Origin of the sequence: Parafrankia sp. FMc2 (genome assembly GCF_041008525.1) — a bacterium.
Taxonomy (GTDB): domain Bacteria; phylum Actinomycetota; class Actinomycetes; order Frankiales; family Frankiaceae; genus Parafrankia.
In genome coordinates this window covers 1-13,278 of record NZ_JBFLUG010000170.1, presented here as the reverse complement: position 1 = coordinate 13,278, position 13,278 = coordinate 1, and the positions used below count along the sequence as shown (strand labels likewise).

The window sequence follows — 13,278 nt, the reverse complement described above, 5'->3', positions numbered from 1 at the left end:
TCGCGACCGACACAGCCACGAACAGTCCCAGACCCGCCACTACAGATCGCGATCACTCCGACGCGGTCAGAACAAGAGATCGCGTAGCTGTCTCTCCGCACGCACGTGCGGAAGACAGGGCTAGACGGGTCGAGGACGAGTATCTGCACCGGCACTCGGGCGTCGACGGCTCGGTGCAGCACTTCCAGGAAGGTCCGTCGGTGCGCCGGGTCCATCCCGTACGGCCAGGCACCCATGATCTTGATTCGGCTGGCGGTGTCGGACATCGCGTCGAGGAACCGGGCGTGCGGGAAGGTCATGTGTACGACCACTTCGGGCGTCTGCGCGCGCTCGATCAGTGGTTGCAGGACCATCGCGGTGACGACCGCACCGGCGACCGTCGCACCGAGGTTCATCAGCAGGTCGCCGGAGAACGTCTCCCCCGCGGCCCGCGCCCACAGCAGCACCAGCACGCTGACCACGGTGAGAGCGGCGATCGTGACGCTGTAGCGCATCCTGCGCCGCAGGACGGACGAAACGAGACGGCGGATCCTGCGCATCTGCCTCCCGCTCCGCCGAGGGCCGGTCTGACCGGCGGCATGATGTCACACCAGAGGGGACCATCCGGCCTATTCGGGACGCGTTCTCCCCAGACGGCACACTCCTGGCCAGCGCCGGCCATGACGCGACGGTGCGGCTGTGGACGCTGCACCGACCCGACCCGACCCCGGGCCCGGGCCGAAAGACTGGAATGTCGACGCCCGGTAATTCTCTGGGCGCATCGGGGAGCGGGTGGTCGCCGACTTCGCGCGGCTGTTCAGGAAGGAGCATCCGGACGCCGTGGCGGCGGCTGGTGTGTCCGGGGGGCGTCGCACGCCGAAGCCTGATTCGATCTTGTGGGTGCCGCCCGGGTGTGTGGTGTTGGGGTACACCCCAACACCACACGATCACCTGGCCGCAGAAACGTCAGAATAGAGTCCACGGCGCGGTTTCTTGACGCCTGTCCGCCCGGTTCTTAGAGTCCAGCCTGACATTTCCCAGCGTGGAAGGGGCCGGGGCGGATGCGGGTCGGCTACATCAGGGTCAGCACCGTCGACCAGAACACCGAACGCCAACTCGACGGGGTCGACGTCGAGCGGGTGTTCATCGACAAGGCGTCCGGGAAGGACACCGCCCGGCCGAAGCTCGACGAGATGATCGCGTTCGTCCGCACCGGCGACACCGTGCTCGTGCACTCGATGGACCGCCTCGCCCGTAACCTCGACGACCTGCGCCGCCTCGTGCGGACCCTGACCGGCAAGGGCGTGCGGGTCGAGTTCGTCAAGGAGAGCCTCGCCTTCACCGGCGAGGACTCGCCCATGGCGACGCTGCTGCTGTCGGTCATGGGCGCGTTCGCCGAGTTCGAACGCGCCTTGATCCTCGAACGCCAACGCGAAGGCATCGCCGTCGCCCGCCAGCGCGGTGTCTACACCGGCCGCAAGCCCGCCCTCACCCCCGACCAGGCCCGCGAGCTGTCCGAACGCGCCGCCGCCGGCGAGCGCAAGTCCGACCTGGCCCGCGCGTTCGGCATCAGCCGCGAAACCGTCTACAACTACCTACGAATCACCAGCGCCGCCGTCACCAGCTGAGCCGACCCGGCGACTCCCATACCGAGAATGATCAGTTTGGCCTGTCAGTTACGAAATGGCCATGGCGGCCCTCCCTTCCAGGTGGAAGGCTCCTGCTCTCGGAGCCATTCGAGGGTCGGGATCTTCTCCACCTGGTCCTCTATCCCGAGGGAGCGATGCACGAAGACCATGTGGCCGTCTCCTTCTTCGCTGTCCGTCAGGAGCGAGTCGTCGAACAGCGCTGCTGCTGCACGGCCCGGGTCTGCGCCATCGGGGTACTCGTAGATCTCCCATGAGGTCGACGCCCAGCCCAAGTCCACATCGTCGCCGTACCAGGCATAGACCTCCTTGACCGGGAGTCCTCGTCTCCCGGCTTCAAGGTAGGTTCCTCGTCTCCAGGTCTCCGCGGCGACCCGCGCCGTTTCCGGGCTGATCTCCACCAGACGGTCGAGGATCTCCTGGACCGCGTCCGTCGCCTCCTGACGGCTCATGCTCCCCAGGCCAACAATCACGTCTACCGGCCCCCAGAGATGGTCGATCTGCACCTGCATGTGGTTCCAGGCCATGGGTCCTCCCCGGAGTGATAGACGTTCAGCACAGACCCGACAGGAAGATCGTCACTCATCCTCGCCGTGTCTTCAAGAGCACCGCCGACGCCGATCGCCTCAGCCTGGCGCGCTGCGGTGTCCCACATCGCGCCGGAAGCGGTCAGTACCCCATGCTCAACCACCGGGCTTCGGCCAACTGGAAACTCCCACCCGCACACACGATCATGGTCGAGGCTGACCGTAGTGCAGACGGTGTCGGCTCCGACCCATCACGCGGGACTGAACTCGCCTGCACACAGACGCCCAGCTCAGCCACGCACGCGAGTTCGGACATTCACACGGGAGCGGGCCCCCTGCCCGTCGTTCCACAACCTTGGAACCGGAACGACAGAAACGATCAACAGTCGACCGGAACCGGCACCGCCAGAGGCAGGCATATCGGGTGTCTACGCTCGGAAAGCATGAGCACCCCCGAAGGTCCGCCAACCGATCCCGAAGGCGACGACCAGTCCCTCGAACGCTACGACCGCCTCGCCCGGCTGCTGGAGAACCGGACGGACTGGCGGCTTGAGCTCGACGAGGACGGCGCGGCGTGGTGCTTCGGCCTGTACGGCGCGGCCCGCCTGGTCATCACCGTCACACCAGGCGGCTACCGCGTCTACCGCGCCGACAAGGACGACAGCTGGATCGTCCCGCGGCTGGAGTCCGTGGCCTCTTGGCTCGACGAGCATGAACACGAGCACGCCGGGCTCACACCACTCCAGGTGGAGATGAAGAAGTACCTCGAGGAACAGGGCATTACGAAATTCGACTCCTGACCAGGACTGCCCTGGCTACTGGGCCTGGCCGTCGTCCTCCGCGGCACCGCGCCCTCGGACCGCGCACGCATCATCGACGCCTACGGCCGGGCGCTTCCGTGGCGTCGTGGGCCTCGCCCGTGACTACCAGGACCATGCGACCGTCCGAGAATCGATCCCTTCCCGACAAGATCGACAGGTGAGAGGTGTCCCGGCCTGCTGGCATCGAGGTCATCACGGCTACGGCCGGAGAGAGGCCCAGGGGTCCTCGGGTGGCTCGTCATGCCAGACCTGCCACGTGAAAATCCAGGCGGCCAGGGCGGGATCGGGGACTTCCGGCATCAGGTGAGGGCCGGCCGGGATGCGGTCGGCGGGAGCGTGGACGGGGTCATCGGGAAGGAATCGGTCATGGGCGACCAGGCGGGGCGGGGGTAGCCGGCGGTTCCACCGTTGCCGGGCGCCTTGCCGGGTACGGCCGGTCGCCTGGCCGATCTGGCCCCAGTCCGCACCAGCCGCGACGGCGTCGGCGACGGCCTGGTCGCGTTCGGCGGCCAAGCGCTGCTCACGGCGGGTCAGGTCGGCCAGGTAGGCCACCGCGACGGCGCGAGGACTGGAGCACTCCCCCGGCGGCCAGCTCGGGTCGGAAGATCCCACCCGAACCACAGTAGCCCTCCGACAACAGCCATTGCCCCGTCTCCGGCAACGTCCGTTGTCGGAGACGGGGGGCGCCCCTGGAATTGATACATCCCCGTGAGTGCCCCTGCTGGTTGGCGGCCGAGAAAAGCGCGTTGTCCTCGGCCGTGTTGTTGACGACGGCGCTTACCCCGTCACCGCTGTGGTCGAATCCGTACTCGGAGAACTCGAACGCGGCCGCTGCACCGGCCGGATCCCCTGCCTCCCCCGCCGGTGGGCAGTGCGACTGGCGGAACCGGTGGATCAACGTCCGGGCATCGGTGGTCAGCGGTGAGACGCCTCGATCGGCGGCGGGTGGGGCGGTGGATGCGCACCTGCCCAAGACCGCGTAGGCGGTAGGTCTGATGATCCGAATGGCGCATGGTGCCTGTGAGGGCTGGGGAGAGGCTGGGGTGCCCGCTCCCCAGCCTGGGGCGGCTCAGCTCAGCGGGATGTCGAGGTAGGACGGGTCGTCCTGCGACGAGGCGATAGTGAGGGTGGCGCGGGGCGGGTTGGCATCCCCGTAGAAGGGGTCCGTGCCGTCGAGGACGAGCATCAGCCGGTGACCGGCCGGGATGTCGTAGCCGGTGGCCTGCAGTTCGACGTCGGCCGTCACCGGCTGTCCAGGGTCCGCGTCGAGGCTGGTGAACGGGGCGTGCGTGATGATGTGCGCGCTGCCGTCGGCGGCCACGTCGAAGAGGTGGGCGATGAACGTCGACTGCCCGGCGCTCGGCGTGTACGTGAGGTGCAGCCGGGGGATGCCGCGGAGCCGGGCCGCGACGGCCATCGGGGTGCTCGTCCACACCCCGGCGTCGGCGTGGCTGATATCGCCGGTCGGGTAGGTCTTCGGGTTGCCGGCCATCTCCGCGTAGCCGGTGGTGATGATCGCGTCCGCGACGGTGGCCGGTGTGTCCGCGCTGGTCTGGATGACGGTGCTCCATGCGGAGCCGGGCTTGTCGATGAGAGCGCCGTCGTCCTCGCCGGCGGGTGCGGCGGTGAGGTAGAGGCGTTCGGTGCGGCCGGTGACCGCGTCCCAGGTGGGCCGGGACTCCAACGTCTTGTTCCACATGATCTGGCTGATCACCTGGTCTTCGTCGCCGATGCCGTTCTCGACGTCCTTGAGATGGTGGTTCAGCCAGCGGTGGGCGTCCTCCCAGATCCGGTTGGGCAGGCCGACCATGCCGGTCATCTCGGGGCTGGAGTGGTCGCCGATCGAGAGGTTGATGCGCTTGGGCCCGGTCAGGGCGTGGAACATCCTCAGCGTCTGGTTGGTCGGGAACAGCGTCTCGTGCCAGGCGTGCGCGAAGTACACCGGCACCTCGCGCCTGTTGATCCGCTCCACGTAGGTGAGCGGGGAGCGCTCGGCCGCCCACTTCAGCGTCGCCTCGATGTTCTGGTTGCTCAGGACGTCGCCGAAAACGCGCTGCGTGCTCTCGCTGAGCCGGGCACCGGCCTGCTGGGCGGCGCCCAGCAGCGTCTGGACCGCTGCCACGTGCCGGGTGGTGTTCTCGTAGAAGGCCTCGCCCAGGTCGCCCCAGGTGCTGAGCGCGACGACCGCGTCGATCCGTTCGTCCTGGGCGGCGGCCAGTTGGCTGATGCCGGAGCCGTAGGAGTCGCCGAGGAAGCCGACCCTGGTCGCGCCCGCCTGTTCGATCAGGTAGTCGAGGGCCCTGCTGGCGTCCTTGACGTCGGGTTCGCCGGCGACCTCGACCTCGCCGCCGGAGGCGCCGAAGCCGCGGGTGGTGTAGGTCAGGACGTTGTAGCCGGCGAGCGCGAACCGGGTGGCCTGCACCACGTACACCAGCCAGCCCAGGCCCGTCCACGGCGAGGGCATCACGATCCCGGGGCACTGCTCGGCACCGGTGCGCTGCTTCCACAGCACACCGTCCAGCTCCACGCTGCCGGCGCCGACGTCGGCGCCGGGCACCTTCACCCGGACCGGTGCGACCAGCTCCCGTGCCTGGTCGATTTCGGCCGCCCGGGAAGGAGCAAGTCGACCGGTGTCGCCGCTCACCAGCGCCTCGAAGAACCGCATCAGCGTTCCCTCGTCCAGCTCCGGGTACAGGCTCCTCGGCCGTGTCTGCTCTGCTGAAGTCACGTCAGTCCCATCCACTTCGTCGATGGCGCACGGCATCCACCCCAGACCTTGGAGCTACATTCCGCACCATGCTCGTGACTCTAAGTTACATTCCGGCGGGGGTGATCGGGCCGAGGTCCGCAGCCAACGGCTGCGTGGCTGCGGACGGCACCCAGATTGACCATCACGTGATGATCGACCGGCGGCCGCGGGCGATCCGGGTGAGGGCATCTCCGTCCTCGCGTCGGTGGCGGGGGTCGTCTCGGGCGCGCCGTGACCGCCCGGCCCGGTAGGACGCCCCCAGGGAGCCGTCCGGGTGTGACCGGCCCTGGTAGATCGCAGGGTTCCGGAGTGGTACGTGCGGGAGGAGACACTGCGCGCGGCGAACCTGGCGCTCATCGGCTACCACCCGAAGCTGCCGCCGACCCCGGTCTCCGGCTCCGGCACGCTGTCCTCCAGCGACGGGCAGCGGTTCCCCACTCGCGGCAACTCCGTCACCGCCAGGGCTCTGAGCGGGTACTTCGCCCATAAGGGGCTCTCGACGTACACGCACGTGACCGACCAGCACACCACCTATGACACGGAGGTCATCGTTGCCACCACGCGTGAGGCGCACCACGTCCTGGACGAGATCCTCGGCAACGCCACCGACATCCCGATCATCGAGCACACCACCGACACGCACGGGGTCACGCTGGTCGGCTTCGGCCTGTTCGACCTGCTGGGATTACAGCTCTCGCCCCGCATCCGGGACCTGGACAAGATCACCCTCTGTCGGGCCGGCCCAGCTCGGCCCGACCGGGTACCGGCCGCTGCGGGTGCGCGACACCTTGTTCTGACCGGTGTGATGGTCCCGATGCATGGTCCGCTTCCGGCACAGGGATGTACCCGTGGTCCCTGACAGGCCCTCTGCGCGGCAAAGGATGACGCCATGGCGGATGACTCCACGACGATCGAGCTCAGCCGGTCCGAACTCCGCGCGGTCGTCGGCTACGCGGCGGCGTGCGCACAGCCCGCATTGGCGATCTTCGAACGTGAACGCCCTGACGATCGACGCCCGCGAGCTGCGATCGACGCTGCGCAGGTGTTCGCGCAGGGAGCCGCGCGGACCAAAGCGATGCGTGACAGCGCGTGGGCGGCACATCGGGCGGCTCAGGAGACCCGTGATGCGGGACGGGCTGCGGCGAGCGACGCCGCGCGCGCGGCCGGCCACGCGGTCGGTGCGGCGTTTCTCCATCCCCTGGCACACGCTACTCAGGTCAAGCACATCCTCGGAGCGGCAGCTCATGCCGCACGAGCGCTCGAACTCGCCGCCGGAGACGATCCCACCGTCGGGGCCGACCACCTCGCGCGGGTGCGGATCCTCGCGCGGCCCGTGGTGGTGGACGTCCTGAGGCGCTACCCGGTCGCCCCGCGTGGCGGTGGGCGGGTCGGAGAACTGATCTGTCAGCTGGACGCGTCGCTCCGGTGATCCCGACAGAGTGCTGATGGACGAGTTCCGTCGCTTTACCGGATAACAGCGCCTTATCCGGTAGCCTGATCCACACCAGGGCCTGGCGGCCAGCACGAACCGGGCGGCCACTGGGACGCGACTCGTGCGCGTTATCCGGTAGGTGGATCGAGACGAAGGGTCGAGGTGGATGGCGGCGACGGTGACCCAGCTCGACGCCCGCCCCGCCGCCGGCTCGGCCGGCGGGCCGACGGTGCGCGCCGCCGTCGACGCCTTCCTCGACGCCCCGGCGATCCGGGGCAACCCGCACACGCTGCGCGCCTACACGAACGTGCTCGACCGGGCCGCCGAGCGGCTCGGCCCGGACCAGGCGCTCGCCGAGCTCGCCGACGACGACATCGCCGACGCGCTCGCTGAGCTGTGGGGCGCGGCGAAGCCGGCGACGTGGAACCGCAACCGCGCCGCGGTCGGCTCCTGGCTGGGCTGGTGCGCGACCCGAAGGCGCTGGGCCGCGCCAGCGGTGCCCGCGGCTGCCGAGCGGCGCCGCGAGCCCGCCGACGACACGAAGGCGGTGTCGCGGTCCCGGATCGACCGGCTCTGCAGGCGGCGCGACGTCCCGCTGCGGGAGAAGACGCTGTGGCGGATGCTCTACGAGTCCGCCAGCAGAGCCTCCGCCGTGCTCGCGCTCAACATCGAGGACCTCGACCTGCCCAACAAGCAGGCCCGCGTCGTCGTCAAAGGCGGCGACACCATGTGGATCACCTGGGGCACCGGCACCGCCCACCTACTGCCCCGGCTCATCGCCGGCCGCACACGCGGCCCGCTGTTCCTCTCCGCCCACCGGCCCGGCCCACACCGCCGCGCCACCACCGACCCGCGCGACCTGTGCCCCGATACCGGCCGGGCCCGGCTCGGCTACGACCGCGCCCGGATCCTGCTCGGCCAGCACGGCGACGGGCTACGCCTGCACCAGCTCCGCCACAGCGCGGCCACCCACCTCGGCGACGCCAACACCTCCGCCAACGTGATCATGGCGAAGACCGGGCACAGGTCGCTGCGCTCCGTCCAGCGCTACGTCAAGCCCGGCCTCGCCGCCGTGCACCAGGCCACCGAGGCGCTCTCCAGCCCGCGCCGCCGGGCGTAGCTCTCGGCATCACCGCAGGTCAGCCATATCCGCCCGATTTTTCGCGAGTACTACGGCGACCCCGAGTGCCCGCGCAGGCGGGGTTCTCCCCGGAGCTTCCACATAAACTCGCGTGCCGCTACGCTGAGTAGCAATATGGGCTCGTAGTGTGTCGGCCAGGTGTCTGCGCCGCTGCCGTCGTCACGGCGTCCTGGGCCCTGCTCTCAAGCACTACCCAGGACAGCCGCGGTCCGCAGAACCGGCGGCTGTCCGGTGCCCGGCCACTGCTGGGGCTGGGCACCGGACAGCCGCATCGGCCCTTAACGGTCAGGGAGTGCAGTGAACGACAATGAGCCGAAGCTGATCTACGGCCAGGGAGCAGAGGCGTGCCCCGAGGGGAACTTCTGCCTCTACCGGGCCAGTAACTTCAACGCGGGCCAGACCCCGGGCCGCGGCGACAAGATCCTCGCCATTCCGAGCGGCGTGTACGTCAACGACTTCTCCGAATACGGATTCGACCACAGCGGTGACGGGGTAAGCGCCGTCGTCAACAACACGGCCGAGGACAACGCGCTCTTCTCGGCCGCCAACCAGCAGGGGCACTCACTGCCGGTGGACCGGGCAGCGTCCATCGCGGACCTGCGGCACATTCCCATGGCCGGGAGTCCAAACGGCTCCTGGAACGACCAGGCCCAGTCCGCGCTGGCGGCCCGCTTCGTGGGAAACCTGCGCGTCGACCAGGAACTGCGCGGTCACTGGGCGGAAGGCCCGGGGCACTCTTATTCCTACCGGCTCACGATGCACGCCGAGGACACCCGCGTCATGAAGTGGGCCGTGGGCTTCGGTGACCTTCCAGAGGGAACCTCACTGTCTAAAAGCTTTACCGACGCGTTCTGGGGCGAGATTCTCCGTAACGGCACCGACGGCGCTGTCTTGCTCGGTTCCCCCGAAGGGGGTGGACACAGCGTCGACCCCGGGACCGCCCTCCTCATCGACATTCAAGTCATCTACCCCGACGAAAACCCCACCCATGAACGTCTCATCGGCCTGAACGCCCAACAACTGGGCTGACCTGGCGCCCGGCCCATACCGGGCTTCCTCAGCCACACTGCAGAACCTGCCTGACGCCGATCGGTCAGCTCGCCTACAGCCAGGCCATGGCCGCGCATAGTCACGATGCAGACCGCGAGATTCCCATTACGCAGGGTGGGCGCGGCGGCGGCCGCGCCCACCCCCTTCTGCCGGGCTACTACTGGTAGGACAGATTCGACTGCTCTGGGATCACGCGGCCTGCGATGTAGAGGTCTCCGTTGGAGTCCAGGATCGCGATGATTTTCTTCTGGGTACCGTGGTGGGTCGTGAAGAAGATCTTGTCGGCTTCCTGGGAGGTGGAGTAGTTGGTGTTGACCGAGAGCTCGATACTCACCGGCGAGCTGATGAGCACGTCCTTCTTGGGCGAGGTCGGGTACTGCTGGTTCTGCCGCAGCTTGACGCGGCCGTGGGTGTCGCCCTCATCCCAGTCCGAGGCCAATCCGAGGTCAATATCCGGCATGGCGATGCTCCATTCATATTCGTGCGGGAAACCTCTCCTGGCTGGAGTAGGTCGTATCTTTCGCCAGGAACGACCTGGCCACCGGGCCGGGCAGGAGAGACGTCCGCAGAGGCCGGTATGGAAGAACCCACGCCCGCTCCGGCGAAAATTTACTCGACCGCCGACCCTCTGCTAGCCGATTTTCCTAAATGACCGGACCAGTGAACGGGTGCGTAGACGCCGAGGCGGACGGGAACAATCTCTTCCCTGGTCTCCGCTTTTCCTGCCCAGGGTAGGGCCAGCAGCCAGCCATCCGAGCCACAGACATGAGCGCCACAGCACCTCTCCCCCCGGAGGTAGTGACGGAATCGCACCGTCGCATGCGTAGCGTCACACATCGGCGACAGTGGCGTGCGGAAAACACCGGAATGTATCGGCCCCGTTATTTCGCGCCGCTTTCGGGTGGAATTGGCACGAAATACACGCAGCGCTCGATCCGGGCGCCACCACGCCCGGGCCGAGCCTGATCAGGTGGAGGCGGTGCATTTTGATCTTGCCCGGGAAGGGATCCATTCCCGACAAGCTCGACAGGTGAGAGGTGTCCCGGCCTGCTGGCATCGAGGTCATCACGGCTACGGCCGGAGAGAGGCCCAGGGGTCCTCGGGTGGCTCGTCATGCCAGACCTGCCACGTGAAAATCCAGGCGGCCAGGGCGGGATCGGGGACTTCCGGCATCAGGTGAGGGCCGGCCGGGATGCGGTCGGCGGGAGCGTGGACGGGGTCATCGGGAAGGAATCGGTCATGGGCGACCAGGCGGGGCGGGGGTAGCCGGCGGTTCCACCGTTGCCGGGCGCCTTGCCGGGTACGGCCGGTCGCCTGGCCGATCTGGCCCCAGTCCGCACCAGCCGCGACGGCGTCGGCGACGGCCTGGTCGCGTTCAGCGGCCAAGCGCTGCTCACGGCGGGTCAGGTCGGCCAGGTAGGCCACCGCGACGGCGCGAGGACTGGAGCACTCCCCCGGCGGCCAGCTCGGGTCGGAAGATCCCACCCGAACCACAGTAGCCCTCCGACAACAGCCATTGCCCCGTCTCCGGCAACGTCCGTTGTCGGAGACGGGGGGCGCCCCTGGAATTGATACATCCCCCTCGGAGAGGCAGAGGGGGCCATCGAGGGCTCCGTTCACGGAACGATGATGATCTTTCCGCGGGTGTGGTTCGACTCGGCGTCGCGGTGCACCGCAGCGAGGTCGGCGAGGGGGCGGGTGGCGGCGACGTCGATGCGGACCGTGCCGGCGTCGACGAGTTTGACGAGGGCGGCGAGCTGGCTGGTGTCGTTGCGCGCCACGAAGTGCATGGCCCTCACGGGGACACCGGCGGGCGGGGAGACCGGGAGGGTGATGGAGACGAGAACGCCGCCGGGGCGAACCAGCCCGACCAGGGTCGCGGCGTGCTGTGGGCTGATCGCGGCGAGGTTGAGGACGGTGTCGACCGGCCCGTCCAGACCATCGCCGATGGGCGAGGCGGTGTAGTCGATGATCTGGTCGGCGCCGAGGTGGCGGACCGCCGCGATGCTGCGGGGGCTGGCTGTGGCGATGACGTGTGCTCCGGCATGCTTGGCGAACTGGACGGCGAATCCGCCGACGCCGCCGCCGGCGCCGTTGATGAGCACCCGCTGTCCGGGTGCGACGCGGGCGTGTTCGAACACCGCCTGCCAGGCGGTGAGACCGGCGACGGGGATGGCGGCGGCGTGGGCGAGCGGGATGGAGATCGGTGCCGCTACCAGGGTGTCGGCCGCGGCTGCGGCGTACTCGGCCGCGGCACCGCTGTCGAGGAGGCCGATGACCTGCTCGCCGACGGCGAGTGTGCGGACACGGCCGCCGACCTGGACGACCGTGCCGGCGACGTCCCAGCCCAGCGTGTGCGGCAGGTTCAGCGGGAAGGCGGAGCGCAGCAACCCGGCTCGCAAGCCGATCTCGGAGGGGTTGAACGAGGTCGCGGCGACGTGGATCAGCACCTCGCCCGGTCCGGGGACGGGGCGAGGGACGTCCTCGTGGCGAAGGACGGACGCATCGCCGTACTCGTGCATGCGGGTGGCTCTCACATGCCGAACCTAGAACGAAGGCGTAAGACGACCCATGTGTAGGAGTGCTTGATTCATACCTGATCGTCTCCACCGCAATACGGTGACCGGATGGACGTGCTCAGCGACGTGATCGCGGTCATGCGTACCGGCCGACCGCGCTCGGCACGGGTGGCGTGGCATGCCCCCTGGGCGCAACGGTTCGCGCCCGTGCCCGGATCCGCCGGCTTCCAGGTGATCCTGCAGGGACCATGCTGGCTCGTCCGGCCGGACACCGGCCCCGTGCCGCTGGCAGTCGGCGACGTGGTGTTCCGGCCCCATGGGCGCGGACACACCCTGGCTGACAACCCGGCTACCCCACCGACCGCCCCCTGCGACCCGGACGACCCACGGTCCCTCGCCCGCCACACCACCGACACCGTCAGCACCCCCGCCAGCGCCGACGTCCCCACCACCGTGACGCTCTGCGGCGCCTACCAGCTCGGTCCAGCCCGCCCCCATCCGCTGCTCCACGATCTCCCCGAACTCGTCCACCTCCCCGCCCACCTCGGGCGGCACCCCGAACTACGCGCCACCGTCGACCTGCTCGCCACCGAACTGGAAGCACCCCGTCTCGGGAGGGACGCCATCGTTCCCGCCCTGCTCGACACGCTGCTCGTCCACATCCTGCGGACCTGGCTCGACGAACAGCCCGCACGCGGGGCCACCACCGGCTGGGCGGCCGCACTCCACGACCCGGCGACCCACACCGCACTACAGGCCATGCACCGCGACCCCGCACGTCCCTGGACGGTCGCGACGCTGGCCGCCGAAGCGGGACTGTCCAGGGCGTCCTTCTCCCGCCGCTTCACCGCCCTCGTCGGGCAGCCGCCACTCACCTACCTGACCTGGTGGCGGATGACCACCGCCGCCCACCTCCTGCGGGAATCCGACGCACCACTGCACGCCATCGCAGCCAGGGCCGGCTACACGTCGGAGTTCGCCTTTGCCCGCGCGTTCAAACGCCACCACGGCACTGCGCCAGGTAAATATCGCCGCAGCGAATAGCAGCCCCGGACCCGGCGGGAATGTCCGATTCCCGGGGGTGCGCCGAGCCCCGGCCCCTGGAATTGATACATCCCCTCTCCGAGACCGAGAGCCGCGCGCGGTGAATCACCAAGATCCGAGGCGGGGCGCGTTCAACCGCGCGCCGGCCCGGGTCTGGCGGCGGATCGCGTTCAACGACGCGCACTCCCCGATCCCCGGGCGGCTGCGGGCGGCCGGGGTGTACGACAGCGGCGCCGGGGCGACGCTAGCCGGGTCTTCCGCACATGGGGATTCGATGCTTCGACCTGCCTGACTGGTGATCAAGGTGGTCGGGTCGGGTCGACGCCGAGGATGTCGAGGAGGTGTTGGTGAAGGTGTGGTGGGCGGGGGA

General features: G+C 68.9%; 14 protein-coding genes and 1 pseudogene. 8 read left to right on the top strand and 7 right to left on the bottom strand.

The genetic code is table 11. The features are described from left to right. Positions 1-539, bottom strand: a 539-nt coding sequence (locus AB1460_RS31930) for a hypothetical protein (RefSeq protein ID WP_368965798.1), incomplete at its 3' end; no start/stop codon positions are given. A gap of 62 nt (positions 540-601) precedes the next feature. On the opposite strand from AB1460_RS31930, the gene AB1460_RS31925 reads away from it, so the two are divergent. Beyond that, positions 602-976, top strand: a complete 375-nt coding sequence (locus tag AB1460_RS31925) for a hypothetical protein (RefSeq protein WP_368965799.1) — start codon at positions 602-604, stop codon at positions 974-976. 64 nt (positions 977-1,040) lie between these two features. Continuing rightward, positions 1,041-1,607, top strand: coding sequence for a recombinase family protein (locus tag AB1460_RS31920; protein WP_368965796.1), 567 nt, complete (start codon positions 1,041-1,043; stop codon positions 1,605-1,607). 44 nt (positions 1,608-1,651) lie between these two features. Here AB1460_RS31920 and AB1460_RS31915 read toward each other — a convergent pair whose 3' ends face one another. After that, positions 1,652-2,152: a hypothetical protein gene (locus AB1460_RS31915; protein ID WP_368965794.1), complete on the bottom strand. Its 501-nt coding sequence runs from the start codon at positions 2,150-2,152 to the stop codon at positions 1,652-1,654. A 443-nt stretch (positions 2,153-2,595) separates the two neighbouring features. Between AB1460_RS31915 and AB1460_RS31910 the strand changes: the two genes are divergently transcribed. After that, on the top strand, positions 2,596-2,952 hold the full coding sequence (locus AB1460_RS31910) for a hypothetical protein (RefSeq protein WP_368965793.1): 357 nt from the start codon (positions 2,596-2,598) through the stop codon (positions 2,950-2,952). Positions 2,953-3,171: 219 nt separating this feature from the next. Here the strand turns inward: AB1460_RS31910 and AB1460_RS31905 are convergent, their stop codons facing one another. Both AB1460_RS31905 and AB1460_RS31900 read right to left on the bottom strand, forming a co-directional pair. After that, positions 3,172-3,585 (bottom strand): hypothetical protein, encoded by a 414-nt coding sequence (locus AB1460_RS31905; RefSeq protein WP_368965787.1) that lies wholly within the window; start codon positions 3,583-3,585, stop codon positions 3,172-3,174. A gap of 457 nt (positions 3,586-4,042) precedes the next feature. Beyond that, positions 4,043-5,701, bottom strand: a complete 1,659-nt coding sequence (locus tag AB1460_RS31900) for a CocE/NonD family hydrolase (protein ID WP_368965792.1) — start codon at positions 5,699-5,701, stop codon at positions 4,043-4,045. A gap of 328 nt (positions 5,702-6,029) precedes the next feature. On the opposite strand from AB1460_RS31900, the pseudogene AB1460_RS31895 reads away from it, so the two are divergent. From AB1460_RS31895 to AB1460_RS31880, 4 genes and pseudogenes are all read left to right on the top strand, one after another. Then, positions 6,030-6,467, top strand: a pseudogene (locus tag AB1460_RS31895) (Tn3 family transposase); the annotation flags it as partial. A gap of 144 nt (positions 6,468-6,611) precedes the next feature. After that, positions 6,612-7,151 carry a putative immunity protein gene (locus AB1460_RS31890; RefSeq protein WP_368965791.1) on the top strand — a complete coding sequence of 180 codons (540 nt, stop codon included), beginning with the start codon at positions 6,612-6,614 and terminating at the stop codon, positions 7,149-7,151. A gap of 169 nt (positions 7,152-7,320) precedes the next feature. Continuing rightward, on the top strand, positions 7,321-8,274 hold the full coding sequence (locus AB1460_RS31885; protein ID WP_368965790.1) for a tyrosine-type recombinase/integrase: 954 nt from the start codon (positions 7,321-7,323) through the stop codon (positions 8,272-8,274). A gap of 318 nt (positions 8,275-8,592) precedes the next feature. After that, the gene (locus tag AB1460_RS31880; protein ID WP_368965789.1) at positions 8,593-9,324 is read left to right on the top strand and encodes a peptidase inhibitor family I36 protein; all 732 of its coding nucleotides are present in this window, start codon (positions 8,593-8,595) and stop codon (positions 9,322-9,324) included. Between the two features lie 178 nt (positions 9,325-9,502). Here the strand turns inward: AB1460_RS31880 and AB1460_RS31875 are convergent, their stop codons facing one another. The 3 genes from AB1460_RS31875 to AB1460_RS31865 form a co-directional block, all read right to left on the bottom strand. Continuing rightward, the gene (locus AB1460_RS31875; protein WP_368965788.1) at positions 9,503-9,805 is read right to left on the bottom strand and encodes a DUF6342 family protein; all 303 of its coding nucleotides are present in this window, start codon (positions 9,803-9,805) and stop codon (positions 9,503-9,505) included. A gap of 611 nt (positions 9,806-10,416) precedes the next feature. Beyond that, positions 10,417-10,830: a hypothetical protein gene (locus AB1460_RS31870; RefSeq protein WP_368965787.1), complete on the bottom strand. Its 414-nt coding sequence runs from the start codon at positions 10,828-10,830 to the stop codon at positions 10,417-10,419. A gap of 131 nt (positions 10,831-10,961) precedes the next feature. After that, positions 10,962-11,882 (bottom strand): NADP-dependent oxidoreductase, encoded by a 921-nt coding sequence (locus AB1460_RS31865; RefSeq protein WP_368965786.1) that lies wholly within the window; start codon positions 11,880-11,882, stop codon positions 10,962-10,964. A gap of 90 nt (positions 11,883-11,972) precedes the next feature. Here AB1460_RS31865 and AB1460_RS31860 point away from each other — a divergent pair, with 90 nt between their 5' ends. Further along, positions 11,973-12,908, top strand: a complete 936-nt coding sequence (locus AB1460_RS31860; protein ID WP_368965785.1) for an AraC family transcriptional regulator — start codon at positions 11,973-11,975, stop codon at positions 12,906-12,908. Positions 12,909-13,278: the final 370 nt, after the last annotated feature.